This is a genomic window from Planococcus shenhongbingii (genome assembly GCF_030413635.1).
GTDB lineage: Bacteria > Bacillota > Bacilli > Bacillales_A > Planococcaceae > Planococcus > Planococcus shenhongbingii.
This window is the reverse complement of sequence record NZ_CP129235.1, coordinates 1,860,330-1,882,624: the sequence shown is the minus strand read 5'-3', so window position 1 is coordinate 1,882,624 and position 22,295 is coordinate 1,860,330. Positions and strand designations below refer to the sequence as shown.

General features: G+C 37.5%; 23 protein-coding genes. 5 read left to right on the top strand and 18 right to left on the bottom strand.

Annotated features, from left to right (window positions below):
• Positions 1-61: 61 nt before the first annotated feature.
• The 5 genes from QWY16_RS09405 to QWY16_RS19375 all read right to left on the bottom strand — a co-directional run bounded on the left by QWY16_RS09405 (position 62) and on the right by QWY16_RS19375 (position 2,908).
• Positions 62-1,165 carry an NtaA/DmoA family FMN-dependent monooxygenase gene (locus tag QWY16_RS09405; RefSeq protein ID WP_300993034.1) on the bottom strand — a complete coding sequence of 368 codons (1,104 nt, stop codon included), beginning with the start codon at positions 1,163-1,165 and terminating at the stop codon, positions 62-64.
• A complete protein-coding gene (locus tag QWY16_RS09400) occupies positions 1,150-1,389 on the bottom strand; it encodes a hypothetical protein (protein WP_300993032.1) in 240 nt (79 codons plus the stop codon). The genes QWY16_RS09405 and QWY16_RS09400 overlap by 16 nt, the downstream gene beginning before the upstream one ends.
• 331 nt (positions 1,390-1,720) lie before the next feature.
• Positions 1,721-2,146 (bottom strand): MarR family winged helix-turn-helix transcriptional regulator, encoded by a 426-nt coding sequence (locus tag QWY16_RS09395; protein WP_300993030.1) that lies wholly within the window; start codon positions 2,144-2,146, stop codon positions 1,721-1,723.
• A 247-nt stretch (positions 2,147-2,393) separates the two neighbouring features.
• Positions 2,394-2,669, bottom strand: a complete 276-nt coding sequence (locus tag QWY16_RS09390; protein WP_300993028.1) for an MDR/zinc-dependent alcohol dehydrogenase-like family protein — start codon at positions 2,667-2,669, stop codon at positions 2,394-2,396.
• Positions 2,666-2,908: a zinc-binding dehydrogenase gene (locus tag QWY16_RS19375; protein ID WP_367281341.1), complete on the bottom strand. Its 243-nt coding sequence runs from the start codon at positions 2,906-2,908 to the stop codon at positions 2,666-2,668. Before QWY16_RS19375 ends, QWY16_RS09390 begins: the two co-directional genes overlap by 4 nt.
• Positions 2,909-3,023: 115 nt before the next feature.
• Here QWY16_RS19375 and QWY16_RS09385 point away from each other — a divergent pair, with 115 nt between their 5' ends.
• Positions 3,024-4,523: a recombinase family protein gene (locus QWY16_RS09385; RefSeq protein ID WP_300993027.1), complete on the top strand. Its 1,500-nt coding sequence runs from the start codon at positions 3,024-3,026 to the stop codon at positions 4,521-4,523.
• Positions 4,524-4,536: 13 nt separating this feature from the next.
• Here QWY16_RS09385 and QWY16_RS09380 read toward each other — a convergent pair whose 3' ends face one another.
• The 5 genes from QWY16_RS09380 to QWY16_RS09360 form a co-directional block, all read right to left on the bottom strand.
• On the bottom strand, positions 4,537-5,274 hold the full coding sequence (locus tag QWY16_RS09380) for an AbiV family abortive infection protein (protein WP_300993025.1): 738 nt from the start codon (positions 5,272-5,274) through the stop codon (positions 4,537-4,539).
• 109 nt (positions 5,275-5,383) lie between these two features.
• Entirely contained in the window at positions 5,384-5,518 is a 135-nt protein-coding gene (locus tag QWY16_RS09375) for a hypothetical protein (protein ID WP_300993023.1), read from the bottom strand.
• A 116-nt stretch (positions 5,519-5,634) separates the two neighbouring features.
• Positions 5,635-6,216, bottom strand: a complete 582-nt coding sequence (locus QWY16_RS09370; protein WP_300993020.1) for a hypothetical protein — start codon at positions 6,214-6,216, stop codon at positions 5,635-5,637.
• Between the two features lie 81 nt (positions 6,217-6,297).
• Positions 6,298-6,903, bottom strand: coding sequence for a hypothetical protein (locus QWY16_RS09365; protein WP_300993017.1), 606 nt, complete (start codon positions 6,901-6,903; stop codon positions 6,298-6,300).
• Between the two features lies 1 nt (position 6,904).
• Positions 6,905-7,981 (bottom strand): hypothetical protein, encoded by a 1,077-nt coding sequence (locus QWY16_RS09360; protein ID WP_300993015.1) that lies wholly within the window; start codon positions 7,979-7,981, stop codon positions 6,905-6,907.
• 487 nt (positions 7,982-8,468) lie between these two features.
• Between QWY16_RS09360 and QWY16_RS09355 the strand changes: the two genes are divergently transcribed.
• The 3 genes from QWY16_RS09355 (at position 8,469) to QWY16_RS09345 (ending at position 11,706) form a co-directional block, all read left to right on the top strand.
• Positions 8,469-8,630 carry a hypothetical protein gene (locus QWY16_RS09355; protein ID WP_300993012.1) on the top strand — a complete coding sequence of 54 codons (162 nt, stop codon included), beginning with the start codon at positions 8,469-8,471 and terminating at the stop codon, positions 8,628-8,630.
• Positions 8,631-8,765: 135 nt separating this feature from the next.
• On the top strand, positions 8,766-10,055 hold the full coding sequence (locus QWY16_RS09350) for a YonV family putative phage-derived protein (RefSeq protein WP_300993008.1): 1,290 nt from the start codon (positions 8,766-8,768) through the stop codon (positions 10,053-10,055).
• 1,102 nt (positions 10,056-11,157) lie between these two features.
• Entirely contained in the window at positions 11,158-11,706 is a 549-nt protein-coding gene (locus QWY16_RS09345; RefSeq protein WP_300993005.1) for a tyrosine-type recombinase/integrase, read from the top strand.
• A gap of 582 nt (positions 11,707-12,288) precedes the next feature.
• On the opposite strand, the gene QWY16_RS09340 is transcribed toward QWY16_RS09345, so the two are convergent.
• The 4 genes from QWY16_RS09340 to QWY16_RS09325 form a co-directional block, all read right to left on the bottom strand.
• Positions 12,289-13,974, bottom strand: a complete 1,686-nt coding sequence (locus tag QWY16_RS09340; protein WP_300993002.1) for a toll/interleukin-1 receptor domain-containing protein — start codon at positions 13,972-13,974, stop codon at positions 12,289-12,291.
• A 295-nt stretch (positions 13,975-14,269) separates the two neighbouring features.
• Positions 14,270-14,704 carry a dUTP diphosphatase gene (gene dut / locus QWY16_RS09335; protein WP_436837172.1) on the bottom strand — a complete coding sequence of 145 codons (435 nt, stop codon included), beginning with the start codon at positions 14,702-14,704 and terminating at the stop codon, positions 14,270-14,272.
• A gap of 11 nt (positions 14,705-14,715) precedes the next feature.
• A complete protein-coding gene (locus tag QWY16_RS09330; RefSeq protein ID WP_300993000.1) occupies positions 14,716-15,486 on the bottom strand; it encodes a dCTP deaminase/dUTPase family protein in 771 nt (256 codons plus the stop codon).
• A gap of 421 nt (positions 15,487-15,907) precedes the next feature.
• Positions 15,908-16,492: a TetR/AcrR family transcriptional regulator gene (locus tag QWY16_RS09325; protein WP_300992998.1), complete on the bottom strand. Its 585-nt coding sequence runs from the start codon at positions 16,490-16,492 to the stop codon at positions 15,908-15,910.
• Between the two features lie 294 nt (positions 16,493-16,786).
• On the opposite strand from QWY16_RS09325, the gene QWY16_RS09320 reads away from it, so the two are divergent.
• Positions 16,787-17,467 (top strand): NAD(P)H-dependent oxidoreductase, encoded by a 681-nt coding sequence (locus tag QWY16_RS09320; protein ID WP_300992996.1) that lies wholly within the window; start codon positions 16,787-16,789, stop codon positions 17,465-17,467.
• A gap of 240 nt (positions 17,468-17,707) precedes the next feature.
• On the opposite strand, the gene QWY16_RS09315 is transcribed toward QWY16_RS09320, so the two are convergent.
• From QWY16_RS09315 to acsA, 4 genes are all read right to left on the bottom strand, one after another.
• Positions 17,708-18,613 (bottom strand): DMT family transporter, encoded by a 906-nt coding sequence (locus tag QWY16_RS09315; RefSeq protein WP_300992994.1) that lies wholly within the window; start codon positions 18,611-18,613, stop codon positions 17,708-17,710.
• A gap of 81 nt (positions 18,614-18,694) precedes the next feature.
• Complete coding sequence (locus QWY16_RS09310) at positions 18,695-19,405, bottom strand: NAD(P)H-dependent oxidoreductase (protein ID WP_300992992.1); 711 nt, start codon at positions 19,403-19,405, stop codon at positions 18,695-18,697.
• A gap of 48 nt (positions 19,406-19,453) precedes the next feature.
• Positions 19,454-20,011, bottom strand: a complete 558-nt coding sequence (locus QWY16_RS09305; protein ID WP_300992990.1) for a helix-turn-helix domain-containing protein — start codon at positions 20,009-20,011, stop codon at positions 19,454-19,456.
• A gap of 564 nt (positions 20,012-20,575) precedes the next feature.
• Positions 20,576-22,294: an acetate--CoA ligase gene (gene acsA / locus QWY16_RS09300; protein ID WP_300992987.1), complete on the bottom strand. Its 1,719-nt coding sequence runs from the start codon at positions 22,292-22,294 to the stop codon at positions 20,576-20,578.
• Position 22,295 lies beyond the last annotated feature (1 nt).

Below are 22,295 nucleotides of genomic sequence, written 5' to 3'. Positions count from 1 at the left end.
CTTTTTCTGCGCCAATTACTTTTTCTATATAAATCGATTTTAGTTAACTTATCTGCCTCTGTTAAAGGGGTCCGTACTGGTATGGAACACCCATATGCTCCCGCAGCGTTTCCCCTTCATAATCTTCATGATACAGCCCGCGTTCCTGTAAAATCGGAACCACCAAATCAACAAAATCCTCGACCCCATCAGCTGCTATATCTGGTACCACAGAGAACCCGTCAACTGCCTCTGCCAGAAACCATTCTTCCATAAAGTCTGCAACCTGCGTTGGCGTGCCCGCAACGACAGGATGATAATTGATCACTCCGTGGGCCAGGATATCCCGAATGGAAAGTCCTTTTAAAGCCAACTCCAAGGCCTGGGGAGAACGCGGATCCTGAGGGCTAGGATAAGCTCGTTTCAGCATCTCCGTTGGAATCGGCTCGTTGATATCCATCGCATCCACCGATAAGGCCAATCCAATCATAGCCCCTAGATAGCGAACTCTATCTGGAATCTCGTCAGAAGCAAGACTCATTAACTGTCTTCGCCGGTCAAGAGCTTCTTCTTCGGTTGAGCCTATTGAAAAAATAAAACCTGCAATCAGCTTAATGTCGTCAGGATTTCTCCCGAAACGAACAGCGCTTTGTCGAATGGCCTGTCGTTGTTCGCGGGCAGATTCGATATCATAAGGATTGGCATAGACACCAGAAGCATAACTCCCTGCCAGCTCCAGCCCTTCATACCCGCCTCCAGCCTGGAAGATCACCGGCTGTCCTTGTTCAGAAGGCGGGATCGCCAATGGACCGCGTGAACCATGGTAGTGCCCTTGAAGATTGATCGGCTTAATTTTGTCCATGTCGGCAAACTGACCACCTTCTACATCCAATGTCCAGGCATCTTCTTCCCAGCTTCCCCACAACGCTTGAACAATTTGGATGGATTCATGCGCCATGGCATACCGCTCCTTGCGGCTTAAAGGCTGCGCGCCGAAATTCGCTGCCGCAGCTGGATTGGAGGTCGTCACTGCGTTCCAGCCGACCCGTCCGTGGCTGATGACGTCCAATGCCTTGAACTGGCGCGCCAGGTTATACGGATAATTGAACGTCGTGGACAGGGTCGCGACAAGCCCGATCCGTTCCGTTTCCCTGGCAACAGCCATCAGCGCTAACATGGGATCCATAGGGAACGTTGGGCTCTGCCGCCCCAGATCCCCCCTATTACCGGAGTATCGGCTATAAAAACCATCTGAAATTTTCCTTTTTCAGCCATTTTGGCCATCTCGACATAACTATCTGTGTTCGTGTAGGCTGCCGGATCAGTTCCGGGCATCCGCCAAGCGCTGGATTCAACTCCGTACCCCGAAACCAGTTGTAGTGCAAGTTGCATTTTCTTTTCTGTTTTCATTTTTTCCATCCTATCTTCTTTCAATAATTGGTTGAATCTCGTTTCTGTTTAGCTACTAAACCTGCTGGTGATTTTTCGTCGCACACCCGTGTCCTATGATCTTTGATGTGATGAAAGGGCCTATCAGTTCTATGGGTACGGAAGGCCACGATTTACTCGCCAAGCAGCAGATTCAACCTCTTTTCTCCTGCAACAGAGGGACGACGAAGTCACTAAGGAATTATAGAAACGAACAATTTCTTTTATTCGTAAACCGATTTTAATTAGCCTGCTAAGCATATATTTGTAAATCGATTTTAATTAGCTTGCTAAGTATATAGCAGGAGAGTACTTAAAACAAATTACTCTCCATTTGCTTCATGATGCGTCTTAACAGCATGCGCTCTTCCAGTAAAATCGAATTGAGTAATTTTTCTTGTTGCCGTCTCCATTTGATTTTAACCGGTTTTTCCAGCTCTCTTCCCTCATCGGTTAGAAAAATCCGCATCACCCTGGCATCTTTCTGATCACGTTTCCGGTAAATGAATCCGTTTTGCTCCAGTGATTTAACCATATTTGTCACCGTGGGGGGTTCACAATTTAAATGCTCAACTAACTGTATTTGTGTGACCCCATCGCCTGACCATAAACGAAAAAGCAGCTTATCTTGACCTACGTACAGGTTAAGTTCTCTTAGACTCTCGCTGTAGTCTCGACGCATTCGAGATGAAATTTTATCCAACAGCTCACGAATCTCACAATCAACCTTCTCTTCCATATGGCATCCCCTCAAATAGGTTTAATGTAATTAGCGGGCTAACTATAACATGATGAAATTCAAGTGTCCATTTATTACTCTGCTCTTACGACACAGAAATTCCACTGCAGCCTAACTATGACATTGAATCAACATATGAATAAAAAAGGGTTCTAAAGACGCGAATAGAGCATCTTTAGAGCGCTACAGTTAACGTGGAAATATTCTATTTACGAAAAGTGATGATTCGGTAAACGCATCAACTATGTTAACAAGCTGATGATTGGGTTCCTCGTACAACAACTAATCCTGGTTGTGGGTCACGAAGAGAGGCCAAGGCATTCACAGCACCATCAAAATCATGGACAGTGGTGGGGAGGGGAGATATTTTCCCTTCTTCCAGCAAGTTATTTAAAACCGCAATACTATCCGTACGTTCTTTTCTTGAACGAACTGAGTGGAGTGCCCCGGTTACAGAATACCCCTTCCATAAGATATGCCCTGGATCCGGGACTCCCCATGTTCCGCTAGCAAAACCAATCAACACCACTCGTCCCCTATAGTAATACTGTTGACAGCGTTGGCATAGGCATCCTTACCAACCGTATCGTAAATTACATTTACTCCTTGACCATCGGTAAATTCAGCAATGGCTTCTTCGAATGTCTGTTCTTCTGGATTAAAGGTGTAGTCAGCTCCTTGGTTGCGGCAGAACTCCTCATTTTCCTTATTTCGCGCTGTGGCAATTACAGTTGCTCCAAGTGCTTTGCCTAATTGATGGATAAATCATAGTTCAACCCCTTTGAAAACACTCTATTATCAGCTTTCAGTCACACTTTCATACTTTTTTCTAATGAGAGTAATAAAGAAGAGATAGAGTAAAAAGGGAGAGTTATTAATGGAAAAGGTAAATTTGAAAAAGAAAGTTGCAGTATATGTTAGAAAGTCTAGAGAAGAAGAAAATGGATTAGAGGCAACATTACAGAATCAGAGAGAGACATTAATCAGAATTGCTGATATTAAAAATTATGAGTATGAACTGTTTCAAGAAGTGGAATCTTCTATAAAATGGAACAGACCTGAACTGGCTAAAATGATTGAGGGAATCATACAGGGGAATTTTGATAGAGTTTTGGTTTCTCATCCTGATCGCCTAAGTAGAGATGAAAGGGATTCAGCAGAGTTAAAGGAACTCTTTATTGAACATGGCATCATCATTGAAACTCCTGATAATATAATTGACCTCACAGATGAGAATCAAGAGTTGTTGTTTGGCTTTACCTCTGTCCTTTCTGCTTTTGAGTATAAGAGAATCAGACACAGACTTAATAAAGGTAAGTATGATGCTGTAGCTATTAAAAACAGATGGATGGGTTCTATTGCTCCATTAGGCTACATATGGGATAAGAACTCTAAACTACTTCTTATTCATCCAGATGAAAAACCAATCATTAGAGAAATGGCTAACTTAGCTTTGTCAGGATACTCCTCTAAACAGATAGCTGATAAATTAAATGCTTTAGGATTCAGAACTAGAAAAGGCATTTTGATCAGACCAGACACTGTACTGAGAATTCTTAAGAACAGGGTGTATTTAGGAGAAAGCAGCTATAACTCCAAGAGGTTGAAGAAAATAGCAACTGCTACAGGAACACATGAGGCAATTCTTACTGAGGATGAATTTGATAAAATTCAAAATATGTTTATCTCTAGAAGGTCTAGAGAAAACCTTTACTCTTTGGGGATTAAATCAAGTGTAAACAAGTTAGTGGCTTGTGGAATCTGTGGTAAGAATCTAACTATTCAACAGAACACTAAAGTTAGAAAATCAGGGAAAACATATTCTTTCTTTCAGATTAGACCTTGCAGACATAAAATAGAAATGGAGCCTCAGTGTTACAACAGTGGCTGTAAGATAGATATTATTGAAGATGCTGTAATTCAATCATTGCAAAACTACAGAGCAGAACTAGAAATGGCACTGGAACAACTGCTTGTTGATAATACACATGAATTAGAAAACAAATTAATCTGGTCACTAACAACAATGCAATCTGAACTAAGAAAGCATGAAAGAAAAGAACAGAGGCTACTTGATTTATATTTAGATGAAAGTTTAGATAAAGAAACCTATCAGAATAACAAGGAGCAGATTAATGAGGTGAAAACTTGTTTAATGAAAGAAATTAAAACAACTGAGGGTAAACTAACTGTTTTAGATGCCTCTGCTCAAGCTGAAAAAGTTAAAGAAGTGCTGAAGAAAATTGATAACTTTGGGGAGATGCAATTGGAGGAGCAAAATGCTACCTTAAAACTTCTTATTGAAAAGATATACTATGTTAAAAGTAAAGATACTGATAATAAACCTGTACTGGACATTCATTGGAGAGAGCTGTAATAGCCCTCTCTTTTTACTTTTCTTCAAAGATTTTATTTCTTAATTCAGCTTGTATGGAATCAAAAAGTGAAAAATTTTTAATTTTATAAGGGGCATTGTTTGCTGGGTGCAAAATTTTCATTATCTTTTGTTGTATTAAAGCTGCTTTTATTCTGTCTCTACTCCTTTTTTCATGTATAACCTCACTTGGTTTAACAAAATCCCCATCATTAAAATCTGCATACAAACTCAAGTTTTTATATTTATTAAGTACAGATGCAACTGCCTGCCTAACCCTATATTCCTTACTTAACTCTTCTCTAGATTTGTCAAGACTCTCAAAAATAGCATAGGGAACTAGTTCAAAATCTTGCTCAAGGAATTTTTTAAAATCATTTATACTATCAGGAAAAAGGACATACAAATCTAACTGGTAGTCCTCTATGTTTTCTACTTTTATTTTTTCTATCATGCTTCTTACCATAACCTCAATTAAAGCAAAGCTGAGGGAGGTTTTTGTTTTATGATCTCTTAACCTATTATTTAAATCCTTCCAGTTTACCTTATCCCCTTTACTTACCTGTGCGCTTACTGTTAAGAGCATAGGTAACTTCCCAAATTCTTCAATGCTAAATTGAGCACAAGCATGGGCTCTAGCATACTTTTCATTGTTATATAATAGCTCTGCATCTTCAAGCAGTTCTATAGCATTTTCATATATCTTTTGTTGTATTATTTCAATATCCTCTACTTTTAGCTGATTAAAACCCACAGCAAACCATCTCCTATGTTTTAAAAGTTGTGCTATTAATAGTTAACCTCCCAATATAAAACAAAAAAAGGAAAAGCATACAAGCTCCCCCCTTAACTATCTTTCTTATTTAACTTTGATTACACAGATTAATCATTTTCTTAGCCCAAATATCATAGTTTGGCTCACCATGTAAATTTACAGTAACCTGATCTTTAGTCTTAAAAGTAATAACCTCTTTATTATTTTCTTTATTGGTAATCATGCTATTTCCTCCTCAGTAATTTTGATAACTATTACTTTCATTAGAGTTGTTCTTAAAACTGTGACTTGATACAAATCATAAAAAATAGGAGACAGCATCAGCTATCTCCTTTTACATCAAGTTATTAACTCATATATACACCAAAGCTCCTCAGGAAAAATAAAGCTCTTGTTAGGCTTATACTCTACAGCTATTACATTGAACTTATCATCTAGTATAGGTACTGCATAAACAGTCTCCAAGCCTGTATCTTTGAGACTCCATTTACTAGGCATTGCTAATACATTTAAAACAGCTTGTAGCTTTGCATCCATCAGCTCTACCTTTTTAACCTCATAGAAAGCCTCTAATCCCTTGTACATTTTTTCAGCCTGTTTAGGTTCAATACAATCCTCTAATAGATAGCTCCTTATAAGCTTTATGCTTTGCCCACTACTGATGGAACTCATGTACTTCTGTTGTAAATAAGCATAGTCTAACTTGCTTAACTTTTTATAAACAGGCTCAGAATAAGTCCTGCTGTACTTCCCTATCTTTCTATCCTCAAAAAAGTCTGTAGCTACCTCAGGCTCTAAGGTGCCCTCTATAATTGCCCTGATCTTTCTCTCTGTAAAGCCTACAGTATCTGATACCTCTGACAGTTTTAATCCCTTTACATAATGTAGATGTAGACTCCTATAAATTAAGTTCTTATCCATTTCTTTTATCCCCCTATTATCTCCTACTTATGTTGAAAAAAGAAAAGCCATAGCCTCAGCTACAGCCTGTAAGTTTATCCTTTAGATGCTTAACTGTTTTCTCAGGTAAGCCATCTCTCTTTTCATTCCAATACCTTTAGATATTAAGTTACTCTGTCCTAGATGAGTATTGCCATATCTTACAGTAGAGTTTTCTGCTAGTCCTACATCCAATAGCAAAGACTTAGCAAGTCCAAAAGCTCCATTAATGTTAGATGCTAGGCTGTTTAGTTTAGTTGTATCATCCTGTAGAGACCTGATGCTCATTGTCTGTACATACTCCTGATCCAAAGCATTAAATACTGTCTTAGCCTTAGCATGAGCATTAAAGAATGTAGTAAAGGCATCTTTAAGATCCATTACAATCTTAGTAGCCTGTCCATTATTAACTGCAATCTGTAGCTCAATATCTTTCTCTGTCTGCTCTACCTCTTGCATGATGTATTTAGCAGAGCCTATATCTGTAGCTAGTTGCATCTCCTCTTTAAGCTGATCTTTCTTAGCTTGTAGCTGAAATACGGCCTCTGAGCCTGATGCCTTAACATCCTTCAGTACCTCAAACATCTCTTGAACAGCTACCAATGCTCCAGCCATTTCTTTAACTTTGCTATCCATACCTTTAGAAAACTCTACTCTTTTGTTTTCCATCTTATTTCTCCTCCTGAGGGTTTAAGTATTTTTTATACTTTTCTTTGTAATTTCCTTCATTCCCAAATGCCTCTAGCTCAGCAATAACAGCACTAAAAGGCTTTGTATTAGGATCTGAGTAATATTTTAAATGACTTTCATAATCTGCTTGTACATCCTCATAGCTAGGCAAAGGTACAGCAGTTTTAATATCTACAGCTTTTTTAGTAGAGGTTAGAAAATGATAAATTTCCTTACCTTCATCAGCTCCATAAATTCCAATACACTCTGCCTCTGTAATAGTAATAGGCTTTAACTTAAGAGGTCTATTGTCCATACCATCAAAATTTCTCATAGCCTGAGATGTACTCAGCTTTTGTCCTGAGGCAAGTTTTAACATCCTGAGAGTCTGCATCATTTCTACAGCCTGAGGGTTAATAACTCCATTCCACAGCCCTGCTGTCAGAAGTCCTAGAGCTTGCATTTCTAGCCTTACAATAGGATCAGCTAAGTCTAGCTCCATATAGTTTTCAGTCCTGCCAATAGTTCTCTCAGTTCCTTGATATAGAAACTGGGACTCTGACAGGATGGACTTAACTAGGCTCAGCATATGCTCATCTTTAATAAGTAGAGCCTCATTATCTTTTACAAAGCTCCTTAGTGTAGCTCCTCTATGTTTTGCATACTGCTTGAGTTCTGTAGAGCTGATGTTTAGGTAAGTAAGCAAAGTAGAAAGGTCTTTAGCTGATGTTGAGGGATTAGACAGCTTTAGTAGCATATTCTGATAAACCTGCTCCATAACATCCTCATTTATTACAGTATCTAATTCTTTAATCTCAGGCTCTTGCTTATACTTTTCATATACCTCTTTAAAGATATCTAGGTATTCCTTTTTGTGTACCCTTACTGACCTATCTGACAAGTTAACTAGAGTGTTAGTAGAAAACTCCTCCTGAGAGCAATCAGTTAAGGTCTGACAGTGTGCCAGAGCCATGATTAATTGACTCTTATCATTGACATTGTACTGAGAAATAATCTCTGTAAGCATCTCCTGTCTTTCTTCTGTTGTAGCCTCTTTAAATTTATATTTAAGTAACATCTATTCTCCTCCTTATTGTTTAGGAAATAGCCTCTTTGCAGTTCCTACTCTATTTCCTGCTTATTAGGTAAGTAAGTCATACCTATTTAAAGTGGTTTAGTGTACTTATTTATATTTTGTAGGAACAGCTAGAGGATACTGCCTTACTACCTCATTAGAGATTAGGAGCTGAGCTGTGACTAATTCTTAGTGTTTAAGTTTCTTGTACATAATCTTTACTACAGTAATTAAAAGAGTAATTAGAGAGTGATGTAAATGATACGTACCAGTTTCTTGGACATTAACTTATTATTGTTACCAATCAAATAACACTACCCTGGGCTAAGCCCTGGTATAGCAGCTCTCATCATTTCTCTTTGTAGCAGATAAGAAAACATCAAATAAGAAGTTAAAAACATTAAAAAAACCACTTTAAAACTCCCCTAGTTACTTAGCTATAAGATGTAGACTTCTAGGGCCTACAAATAACTTTACAGGGGGAAATAAAATGAAATCTGCAAATGAAATCTATAACAACTATTTTGAGCACAAGGTAACTAAACATCTGGCTAAGTATCAGGACTGGAAAGAGACTAGACCTGCTAAGATAGCTCAGACAAAAGCTGTCAGGAAAGCTAAGGCATCAGCTAGAAAATTCAATCAGCCTTAAAGACATAGAAAAGGATCAGCTTATAAAGAGAGTTAAGGATGTACTAATTAAATAGATAAAGGGTGAGGGATTAGCTTAGGCTGGTCTCTTTTTTGTTGCCTAAAAACACTAAATAATATTAGGGGGATAACTGCAATGAAAGACAAAAATATAGAAATAACAGTAATTGATAGTTTAATGGGATCAGGAAAGACTAGCTTTGCTATACAGATGATGGATGATGAGGCTAATGTTGATAAGAAATACATCTTTATAACTCCCTTTCTTACTGAGGTAGAGAGAGTAATAAGCTCATGTAAGAATAGAGAATTTGTACAGCCTGAGGTATCCAGTGGAAAGACTAAGCAAGATAATCTAAAGAGGCTAATAGTTGAAGGAATGGATATTGCATCTACTCATGCTCTTTTTAAAAGGGCTGATGAGGCTCTAATTGACCTTTTATACATGGAGGGCTATACCCTGATACTGGATGAGGTTATGGATGTGCTTGAACAAGAGCCAATATCAAAGTCTGATCTAGGGATGCTGATACAGACTGCTAAGCTAACCTATGATGAGAAAGGCTCTTGTAAATGGAATGATGCTAACTATGCTCAGGATGGCAAGTTTAACTATATTAAGAAATTAGCTGAGAGTAAAAACCTTATAGTCCATCAGGACAAGGATAATAATCCTGTAGCTTTATACTGGAATTTCCCTGTAGATGTTTTCAGAGCTTTTGATGAGGTCTATGTATTAACTTATATGTTTGATGGACAGATACAGAAATACTACTATGATATGTTTAATATCAAGTATGAATATAAGTCTGTAAGTAATGTTAATGGTAAGTATGAGCTTACTGCTTATATACCATTCAATCAGGAGGATAGGTCTCAGCTTAAAGAGCTTATTAACATCCATTACTCTAAGTTAAATGATGTTGGAAAAGAGCCTTTTGCTTTCTCCTCTACTAAACTTAAAAAGTATGCTACTGATAAAGAGTACAAGGAGATCAGGGATAGGATTAAGAAGGATGCTTATAACTATTACAGGAATAAGCTAAAAGCTCCTACTGATGATATTATGTGGACTACAATTAAGGGAGATAAAGAGGTAAATAAAAAAGCCTTAGCTCCCACTGGATTATCCAAAGAGGTAAAAGGCAAAGTTAATAAGTTTGTAGAGGTAAACTGTAGGGCTACTAATGCCTTTGCTGATAAGTCAGTCTGTATCTACTTAGTTAACATCTACCTTAACCCTATCCTTAAAGGCTTTGTAGAGGAAAAAGGTAAGTTAAAGGTAGATCAGGATAAACATGCTCTATCTGAGCTGTTGCAATGGCTGTTTAGGAGCAGGATCAGGAATAATGAGCCTATAGATATCTACATCCCTAGCAGTAGAATGAGAGGGCTGTTAGAGCAGTACCTAGATAATGAGTTGTAATGTCTAAAAAGATGTAGAGCGCTTTGCAGAGCCTATCTACACCAGAATAGAGCTACCCTCTTTCTGTCTCCTGAAAATTAGTATTTGTAAGGCTCTTACTGAGTATCAGTATTGCTAACATTCTCTTATAACTGTCTAGCCATTTCCTATATTGGATTTAGTTAGGCAGTTTTTTATTTGCTCTCTTATAGGTATAGGGCAGTTCTATTACATGGGCATCTTTTTTAAAGGAGGGGGTACTCTCTGCTTTCTAGCTGTAGTATGAGCCAAGACATAAGAGCTTTAAATCCTGAGTAAACTCAGTCCTTGCAACAACAATAATAGCTACTATTGTATACTCTTTTGTTATTGTATTTGGCTCTTAATGGATTGCTTTGAGGATAGCTTTGCTAGACTCTAGGACTAGCTCTGCTAGGACTTATATTACTGTTATAGCAGCTAGTATTTTTACTAGGTTATTATCATCCCTCTTAAGGGCAAGGCTCTGAAACCCTTGGTATGACTGGGTTTTCAAATACTTTTACTAAGTAGAATTAGTAGGATATAAACAGTTAAAGAAACTGATAATGAGCATTGATGTAACTTTAGTGAATATCTAAAAAGATTAAAAACCCATGAAACAGTTCTTGTAGAGCCTTCCCTCCTGCTCTTTCTTTACCAAAGGTAGGTAAAAGTTAAATATATAAGCTGGATTTATCCCTCTCCTATCAGTGAATTACTGTGACAGTAAAAGAAAATAAAGAGGATGACTGTGACTAACTCCATAGCACAGGTAATCTGTACAGGCTTATCAGTATTTAGACAGGATACTGTATGTTAAGAAAAAGCTTAAAATGAGGCATTTCATAGAGAGATTACAGATTAATGGAGTTTATATGAGGTTATCTTTCCTATGTTCAGGATTCTGCTTTTACTCCTGCTCCCTTATAATATGATTGCTCAAGTAAACAGCAGATCATTAGAAAACCTCAAATAATGTAACACAATGTAATTATGTTACCTACAAAACCCTTTAATAGCAGTCTCTATATGTTAAACTAATATATATAGACAAAAATGTAACATATTGAAACTAATTGTTACTTTATTTGAGGGGGATTTTATGAATACTGCACAGCCCATTAAAGAGCCTAAATTACTTAAAGACCTGATGGAAGTTTATAAAAAGGATACTAAGCAGTATTTGCTATTAGCTTACAGTTTGAATACTGGACTCAGGATTTCAGATATTCTAAAAGCAAATGTTAAAGACAGCTTAGCAGGTTTTTGGAAAGACAGAGAGACTAAGACAGGGAAAGAAAAGATAGCTACCCTCAATCCTAAATTACAGTTACTTATCAGGGATTATGTGGAGGCTAACAGCTTACAGCCTGAGGACTTCTTATTCTTTAGTAACAAAGACAGAGATAAAGCTATAAGCAGGGTACAGGCTCACAGAATAGTAGCCCATGCAGGAGATATGGTAGGGGTAACTTTAAGCTGTCATAGCCTTAGAAAGACCTTTGGGTACATGGCTTACAGTCAGGGAGTAGACCTGTCACTGCTCCAGTACATCTTTAATCACAGCTCTCAGACAGTTACTCTCAGATACATTGGAATTACACAGACTGAGGCTGATAAAGTTACATCAACAATATCAATAGGAATATAACAGGTAGAGGCTCTTGCTTAATTGCAGGAGTCTTTTTTGTATGAGGTTATTGGCTGAGGAGCAACTGTACTTTTGAACTCTTAAGTATTTCTATTAGATCAACAGAGCATTTACTGTAGCATTTAATTGCAGACTGTTGCTGAGCCTTATTGTACTGAGAGTTGCTGTCTATGCTGTTTATCTAAGTAGTTCAGTAACTGGCTAAGCAGTGTAATACACTGTATAGACTTTGAGATGGTTCTGATTGTCCTGAGGATTGATTGTGAGCTGTTTGTTCAGTGGATTAATGTCAGGGTATAGAAACTGTCAGAAAAAGCATAACCCCCCCCTATGGGGATGCCATATACCTAAGGCTGGCAGGATCTGTAAAATAAATATCTAACCTATTTTTTAGGAATCAGGTAGGCAATATAGATAAACCAAAAGTTTTAACTAAAAATTAATTATCATAATCTCTTCTGATAATCTGAACCACCTACAGTACTACTACCTAATGAAATTCAGAGTAAAGAAAAACAGAGGAAGCTTTATGCCCCCCTGTCTGCCAATCAAAATCCTCTTATACTCTAATTCTAATAAATCCTATATTTCAAAAGTTACTATTGATTTTTCTCTATCATCTCTTCTTGCAAGATAAGGAGTGTCATTTTTAACCCTCCATTTTATTACCTTGTTCTCTTTTGGATGAAGTCTGAACTCATCAAGAATTGAATCATCTATTGAGGTATGAAATTTATTACCTAACTTATCTATTAACTCAATATCTATATATCTAAATTCAATTTCTCTTTCAGTGATATTGACAAATCTAAATTGTAATTCCACATCTTCCTCAACTTTTCTTACATTTTCAAGTTGAACTTGTGTGTTAAAGTTTTTCATCTCAGCCTCTGCTAGAATATTAACTTTTTCAAGGAAAACATTTCTATCTTTTTCCCAAATTTTATAATCAACTTTGTCTAATTCAAATGTTTTTATTAAAGTATCTCTGAAGTTGTTAACTCCATCTTTATCATTCATCCTAAAGCTGATTTTAGTTGGATTAATTGCTCCATCAATCATTTTAAAATTAAAATTAGGAGTCAATACTGAGTTGTATTGTTTTGAAGTAATCCAAGTAGCTCCCATTTCATTTAAACAAGGGGCACTATCATAATAATTATCTGAGAGAACAAACAGAACCATTATATTTTCTTTCTTGAGTTCCTGCTTTAGAAAATCATATATGTCCTCTCCATAAGGTATTCCATATCCCGGTAAAGAACTGCAAAAAATATATTCATCACTTTTCTTTATACCAATATCATTTAGAATATCTACTAAAGCTGATACATATTCTATATCCTTTGATGAATGGCTTATAAAAATCTTATCAATTTTTTCACTTTTCACTTCATCCTTTTGAGTTACCACTGCATCCAAATCATATTTCTTCAATGAATTTAATATTGCAGTCATTTGATTAAAGTGGCTTTCACCATTTCCAACAGCCCTTTCAGATGCTTTTGAAAAACTACTGAGAATTTCTGTATCACTAACATACTTTTTGAGGAACATCTTACATTCTTCTATCCATGAATTATATTCAATACCAGTAATGAAACCCCCACCAAACTCAGCAGGTGTGTAACATTCATGTTTTACCCTATGTCCATTTTCAATTAAAGCAGTTAATTCCTCTTGTGCATTCATTACTTCTATCTCCTCAATTCTAACCATATCACTTTCCAAATTGATTAAATAATCAATAAGGTAGTCTCTGATATTATTTAATATTAATCTACAATTACCAAGTTGATTTATATAGATATTATCAATTTTTCTTTTCTTCAAATTTTCATAATACAGATCAAGAGTATGTAATCCTTCTGGTAATTGATTCTTTTCCAAGAGCAATTCCAGTTGAAAAATACTATTAGTAAGTTCACTTATTGAAAGACCAACTATATGATCTTCTACTACTCCTTTTGTATCTGAAACATGCCAGTCAACCATTCTATGCTTTTTATATGTACTTTCTACATCAATAAATATTTCTCTATATTGTTTTAAAGATACTCTCATTATTGTTGCCAATGGTTTATATTCTTCATAAAGTGCAACTATTTTTTCATCATCTATGGATACTTTATTTAACTTTAAATAAATAATTTCTTTTAAATCTTTTCTCTGATGAGCTATTTTTAACACTCTATTAACAATATTGTGAATAGAAAACTTCTCAGCTTCTAACTCTTTTATAGTTGATTGCACAAGTTGAAGAGACAATTAATTGACCACCTCTAGCTTTTACTTTTCAATAAATAATATGTGTCATTAGACCATAATTATAACATTTTATTCAAAAAAGTTTAATTGATCTATTTTTTATAAAAATTTACTGATAATGTAGGACTTTGTAAAACTAAAAATACTTAAAGTGTTGATCTGTATTTTCCCCATTGTATAGTCAGAATTACTAGTATTATTCTTAAGCTATTCAATATATCTACTTCTGTTCACATAATACTCCCCTTTTTTCCTACAAAAAAAAGAGACTGAGTACAGCCTCTAAATGCCTTTATTAATACCCAGAAGAACCAAAGCCACCTGAACCTCTATCAGAATCTGTTAAGTCACCAGTTGCTTCTTCAATGTCAACATGCAGAACTGGCTTAATAACCATTTGAGCTATTTTCATATGTTCTTCTACTATGTATGTTTCTTTCCCATGATTAATGAGAATAACACCAATTTCCCCTCTGTACTCTTCATCTATGGTTCCTGGAGAATTCAATACAGTAATACTGTGTTTAAGAGCCAAACCACTTCTAGGTCTAATTTGAGCCTCTGTACTAGCAGGTAATTGCAATGAAATACCTGTTTTAACTAGTCTAGTCTCTCCTGCTGGAATTTCCTTTTGTTCAATAGAGAATAAATCAAATCCTGCATCAGTTTGATGAGCTTTCTCAGGTAATTTTGCTTTTGGATGTAGTTTTTTTATAAGCAATTTAGTCATTATAAAACCCCTTATTTTTTATTTTGTATGAAATAATAAACCAGTATACCAGAAAAACCAGCATTAGGAATGAAAAGTAGCAAAATATGCCAAAAACTATCCTTATCAACATTAGATGCACCATATAGACAACTAAGGATTATTACTGCAATTATAAAAATACTAAAATAAGCTTTGAAATTGTAATCTTTTTTCATATTTTTTTCTAATTCTTTATAACCAGTATCAATTTTAACTTTTCTTTGTAAATCTTCAGGGATTTTTTTCCAAGATGTGTCAAAATAAGCTTTTTGAGTCCTAGTTAGATTGAATTGGTGTAGATGGTCAATCTGGCTTAAAGAATTATCTTGAATTTTAGTTGATGGAGAATGTAGGTAATGGAACATTATTGATACAAAAGTTGAGTCAACACCTATTTCTAAAAAATCATCAGTATGGTTGTGTACTGCAATTATTGAATGTCCCATCCATGTAGGATCTAGAGTAGTACCAATATGTCCCCCACCTGCTGTTACAATAGAAACTTTTGAATGATATGTGCCAGAGATTTTTTCAGACACCCAAATTACTTCTTTAGTAGCTATTATGCCTGTATCATGTTTCGGAATTTTTATTACTCCATTGCTTACTATACTTTCTTTTGTAGATAGAGACCATGCATAGTCACTGGCAGTTAAGTTATATGTACTCCCTTTAATATTACTAACTGTTAAAGGATAAATCCTTATATGTTCAGTACTCTTTAATTCTTTCTCTAAGTCTACATTACTAAGTGCTGACATTCTTCTCACCCCTATATTATTACCCTATTTATAGTGTACTACAGTATTTTACAAACTCATCTAAAAATGTAAATTTTTTTACTGCTAAACATATTATGATAACTCCAAATCCTATTTAATATTTTACAATTTATTTGAATTCAATTAATCTCCCCTTGACCAAAAAACAAAAAACTTCTAATATCAGTGTTACTAAGAGGTTGCACTGCATTTTTCCCATTGTATGGCCGCTGCATCTGTTCGGCCGGATCCCCCTAATACAAGTAACGTTTCACCTGCTTTTAGTGCTGCACGGTCAACAAGACCGACATAAGCAAGATAGAATGAGCCTAAAAAGCCAGCAGCTTTATCATCTGGAAGCATTGCCAGCGCCAGTACTGTGCTGTCCAATGGATATGGTGAAAAAATACATGGTCAATAATCATCCTTTAAGATTATTTAGTTCCGTCACGATAAAAGGTAAGGCTATTTTAATATATTGTTCTGCTGATAACGAACTATTATGTTGCCAATCTATAGATGCTCCGTATATTCCCCAACTCAACACAGCGGCACCAATTTTTGAGGCTTCCGAATCCAGCTTCGGCTGCTGCTTTACAAGGAGAGAGTAAACTAATTCTTCCAGTTCTTTTTTTACTTTTTGTTCAATGATGGAATAAAAGGATTCATAACTCCTTCTGCATTGTGAACTTAATTCTTCGCTTCTTTCTGTATGAAACTTAGTTAATGTCAAAAAAACCTTTACAATGGTCTCTTCATTCAACCTATCGTATTGACTCAAGTTTTTAATAAGCCTTTCTTCTATATCTTCTGTAATGGCCGCATCCATCACGTCGTACTTATCTTGAAAATGAGAATAAAAAGTGGCGCGATTAACGGTTCCTTCCTCCGCAATATCATTTATTGTAATGTCTTTGAACTCCTTCTTTTTAATTATTTTCATAAAAGCATCCATTAACAACTTTCTGGTCCGTATAATGCGTGGATCTACTTTCAACGCTTCCATATTTCTCGCTCCCTTTCCTCTACATAGACAACAATTTAACGTGTTTGTTGTTTAAGCGATAAAACACCAAACCTGACGATTGATACTAAATGAACTTTCCTATAGTATCTAGTGTACAACATCTGTTGTTTAAGCGAAAGATGTTACATTTTACATTTTTACTGTTTGACAACTGGATGAATAGGTCAAGCGCTTCAAAAATAAGAAAAATAGCAGCGCACTATTTTTTCTTATTAATGGAAAGGCCAGTAAAGGCTAGCTTGCCTAAATACAACTAAGAGGAAGTGTTTGAACATGACACAAACAGCAATAAAAGGACAAGAAATTCTGGATGCGTTTCATTTTAGACGTGCTATAAAAACCTTTGATCCAACAAAAAAAATCTCAGAGGATGACTTTAATGTCATCTTAGAAGCAGCCCGGCTTTCACCAAGCTCAGGTGGCTATGAGCCTTGGAAATTCCTCATTATTCAAAACCCGGAATTCAGAGAAAAGCTAAAAGAAATTTCTCCGGGCGCACAAGGCACCCTGCCCACTGCAAGCCATTTCGTTATCATTCTTGCAAGAACCATCAAGGATACAAAGTACGACTCAGAATATCTAAAAAACCAATGGCTTAATGTTGTAGGATACCCTGCTGAAATGTATGATCAAATTAAAGACGCGTATAAGGACTTCCAAGAAAATCAACAAAATACACTAGTAAATGAGCGTACAATGTTGGATTGGGCTGGAAAGTCAACCTATATTCCCTTTGCCAATATGATGACTGCAGCAGCGTTACTCGGAATTGACTCTTGCCCAATAGAAGGGTTTTATCGTGATAAAGTACAAAAGCTTCTTGAGGAAGAAAACTTACTGGAGGATGGTCATTTAGCTGTATCGACTATGGTTGCGTTTGGCTACCGAGCAAATGAGCCTGAATTCCCTAGAGGAAGAAAAGACATGAAGGATATTGTGCAGTGGATTAAGTAACGATTTCAGACGGGAAAAAGTTTTAAAAATAACAGCAGTCATTTTTTAATGAGCATTAGGACTGTTGTACAACTTGAAGCTTCTTATCTGTTTGGATTCAAACTTGATGATCGTCGGACATTCATTGAGAACTGTAGGTATCATTCTACAGTTCTTTTCTTATGGACTGAGGGCATTAACCATTTCCGTGAACGCCATGATATGTAAACTGATTTATATTAGTGATTGACGAGTTATATATCATTGCGATAAATTCCGTCCACTGTTTCGCATATCACTTGTTCGCTTTGATTGACTGCTCTTCTTTTGGCTACTCGACAAGACAACACTGAGTAAAATAAGAGCTGCCCCGATATATCCTTTGCCATGTAATATTTCTTGTGCAAATACATAACCAAATAAAGCTGCGAAAACCGGCTCTAACGAAAACATCAGTCCTGTGCGTGTCGGTGACGTGTATTTTTGGGCGATGATTTGTAAAATGAATCCGATGGCACTGCAAAAGATGCTTAAGGCAAGAATCGCAAGCCAGCTAGTTGTGGTACTGGGCCAGGCAGGCACTTCGAAAATAAATGAAAAGATCAACCCATACAAACCGGTGAAGCCTAGCTGGGCAATCCCTAGGTTTAACGGATCTACTTTCTTGGCTGCCGAACTTACCACTATAATATGCGCGGCATAAAAAAGCGCAGCCCCCATACAGAATAAGTCGCCCCTATTAAACACCAAAGGCAGTTGAATCGTGAGGAAGCCGATTCCTGTAATGGCAAGAATCACACTCAGTGCCGTTTTCAATTCAACTTTTTTTCGCAATAAGAAAGCCGTAATCAGCGGAACAAATACCACAGTCAAGCTGACCAAAAAACCTGCATTTGACGTGGTGGTCGTGTTCAATCCAAACGTGATTAACACGAAAACGATGAATAGAATAAATCCAAGAATTGCTGCATATTTTAAGGTAAGGCAATCAATTTCCCTGAATCGCCGAAAAAAGAGGCCCGCCGCCAGCACAAATGCCAATCCGAATCGAAGCGCTATTACGTTGAATTCCCCAAGCGAATCAATTCCTATTTTCATAAACAAATAAGACGATCCCCATCCGATTGTCACCAGCAGCATTAGTAAATCCGCTTGGAAAGGTTTCATGTGTTTCCTCCTTCACACTGCCTTCATAAAAACTATAAAAAATAAAGTATACCTTCATTGCTAAAGTGCAGAGCGATTGCTTTATTGGTATTCTTTCTTCAATTGATGATTCTCATCGTAATGGGCTTTCGGATGATACGAAATGATGGGTTGTTCGGATAGAGAATGAAGCCGCTGTTTGTACGCCTCCAAATACATTTTCCGTTCCTCTTCGTCATGTGACGGTGTCCATGAGATGAATGGCTCGACTGGCTGCATGCCCGAAAAGTAGAGCATGCCATGATTGATATGATAGAGGATTTTTTCATGAATGTCGCCATCCATCCCGTTCGGCATGTATGCCCCTTTGGGCGTTCCAGTCGTCACAGAAAGCATGGCTTTTCTTCCTTTTAAGCCTCCCGAATCGTACCTGTTTTCTCTGGTGTAGATGAATCCCGAAGCATACACCCGGTCAAACCATCCTTTTAAGATGGCTGGCATGGAGTACCACCAAATGGGAAACTGGAAAATAACAAAATCGGCCCACACCAGCTTTTCCTGTTCTTCTTCAATATCGCGTGAAAAACTTTCAGTTTTGACCGCATGTTTCTGTTCAACGGCATATTTCAAAAAGCGTTCGTCCTGCCGCTGCTGAAAATCACCGCCGTCGGCAACCGCCTTGAAATTCATGGCGTACAAATCCGATACTTTTATTTGATGACCCAGTTTTGTCAATTCTGAAACTGCCAAGTCCTTTAACGCTCCATTGAACGATTGCGGTTCAGGATGTGCATACACAATCAGTACGTTCATCTTTTCATCTCCTCATGGATAAATCACTTATGTTTAGCCCGCGTCTTTTCAGATTTCATTTTCAGGATAGAACATCAGCATAAAAAAGCTGGCCGGTTCTGCTGTTTCATTTTTATAGCTGTGTGGAACCGTACCGGAAAATTGAATGGCATCCCCTGATTTTAATGTAAAGAGCTGACCTTTAAGATCCATGGTCAATTCCCCATTTTTCATGATGATGTATTCCTCCCCCAAATGGGTTTTGGCCAGATGAAAACAACCTGGTTCCAATTCGGTCATGTAAATTTCGAATTTTTTATCCGGATGAAAAGGGAAAAAAGGATAGACCCGATAATTGCCTTCATTGTCCGTGATGGGTTCAATATCAGTCAGACTAATTTGGTTGACTTGAGGTTCACTTTCCGTCATGAAGGAAGTGAAGGAAACTTGAAGGCCGTTTGCGATTTTCCATAAAGTCGTCACGGTCGGATTCGATTTCCCTTTCTCAATTTGGGCCAGCATGGCTTTACTGACACCGGTTGCTTCAGAAACCTGATCGAGTGTAAGGTTTCTTCGTTTCCGTAGATTGGCCAAGTTTTTCGAAATAATCCCTTGAATGTTTTCCATTCCACGCCTCCTGTTAATTTTATTTGCAAACAATATAACATACATTTAAACGCTTTAACAGACAAAGGATTTTGATTAATCCTTAGATAGCATTTCTCTAATAAGTATGTTAAGTCTTCGTAGAAAAAACCGTTCGTAAAAGTACACGTTTCCGAACGCTTCAAAATGGCTGTAAAAAGAATAAAAAGAACGTTCGTAAATGTGCCTAAACACTTTACGAACGTTCCCTCTTCTCCTAAACGTTTACGAACAAAAATATGCCCCTGCTTTTAAATCATGCTTTCTCCTCCCCCAGTAATATTTTTTCGTCTAATGCTAAAAGTTTAATTTCTAAACAGAAAATGTTTTTTTCTTAAGGCCGGCTATTAACTGGTAATGATTCCAAAAAACATCTTTTTGCGCATCCGGACTGTTCTCTTCCAATTCGCTCTGCCATTACCATTAATACAATATTGGGCAATTGAAATACATTCTTTTTTGCAGCAGGCGTTACTGTAAACACAACTCCTACTCAATGTGTCTCATATATTTCGATTTTTCATTATCGAATCATTGATCAGTTCTTTACTTGTTAACCAAGAGATCTGAACTATTCTTAGCTTCCCTGGCTTTTAATTCGCGGCGAAGCACTTTTCCGCTGATCGGGGTTTTGGGCAGCTCTTCGAGAAATTCAATTTCCCTCGGAGCAGCATGGGCAGCAAGCCCGCTGCGCACAAATAAGCGCAATTCTTCTAATAATTCCTTACTCTCCTGATACTCTTTGTTTAAGACAATAAAGGCCTTCACAATTTCCCCTCTTACGGCATCCGGCTTTCCAATAACGCCCACTTCGGCAACCGCCGGATGTTCAATCAGCTTGCTTTCAACTTCAAATGGCCCGATTCTTTCCCCCGAAGAGTTGATCATGTCGTCACTTCTTCCTTGGAAAAAGACATATCCTGTTTCGTCGATCGTTGCCAAATCACCGGATAAATACCATCCATCAAAAGGGAAATACGTGGAGTATTTAGCTGGGTCTTTCCAGACTTCCCGCATAAGAGAAGGCCAGTTTGCTTTTAAAGCCAATTGGCCGACTGCTCCAGCTTCCAGAATTTCTCCATCCTCCCCTAAAATAGCCGCTTCAATTCCTGGGAACGGTTTTCCCATTGATCCGGGCTTGATCGCTTCAGATGGTAAGTTAACGATTAACTGGGCTCCCGTTTCCGTCATCCACCACGTATCGTGGATGCGGTTTGAAAGTGTCTCTATTCCCCATCTCACAATTTCCGGATTAAGCGGTTCTCCCACGCTTAAAATATGCCGGATTTTTGATAGGTCGTAATTGCTAATCAGTTTATCCCCTTCTGCCATCAGCATTCTGAAGGCCGTCGGCGCACTGTACCAGACCGTTACACCCGTCCGCTCCAAGATGTTATACCATTCTTCCGCGCCAAATCTGCCCCCGTGAATGACAGTCGTCGTGCGGTTCAGCAATGGGGCAAATACTCCGTAGACGGTCCCGGTCACCCATCCCGGATGTGCCGTGCACCAATAAATATCGCCTTCTTTTAGATCCAGCACCCATCGCCCGGTGATGTATTGCTGGATCATCGCCCGGTGTGCATGGATGATCCCTTTCGGTTTACCGGTCGAACCGCTTGTATAATGGATATTCAATCCATGATCGAGGTCCACCCATTCAATAATATTTTCTTCTGTTTCAACATTCCTTGCTTCTTCAAATAAAGAAATTTCATCTCCTGTACATTGTTCCGGTTCAGCGGTAATAAAGACGGTTGTCAAAGACGGCAATTGTTCCCGCTGGACCCGTTTCACCAGTTCTGGTGATGCGATTAAAAAAGTGCCTCCGCAATCCTGGATTCTTTCTTTTACGGCATCTTCCATAAATGCTTCAAAAAGCGGCCCGACGACAGCACCAAGTTTAATGGCTGCAAGCATGGCAATATGGCAATCGGGGTGCTTCGGCAAAAACACGAATACGAAGTCTCCTTTTTTCACCCCGCGTTTTTTTAACACCGTCGCCCATAGATCAGATTTTTCTTTCAAATCACGATATGTAAGTTTGTATTCTTCCTGTTCTCCAATATAATGGAGGGCCGTTTTTTCCCCAAATCCTGCTTCGACATGGCGATCTACACATTCATATGCCATATTCACTTTTCCTGTTTGGGACCAGCTGAAATTCGACTCTATATCTTTCCAAGAGAAATCTTCCCAAGATGGTAATTCTTCCGCGATATTATAATGCCCTTTATTTGGTTGGATAATTGTACTGTTTGCCATT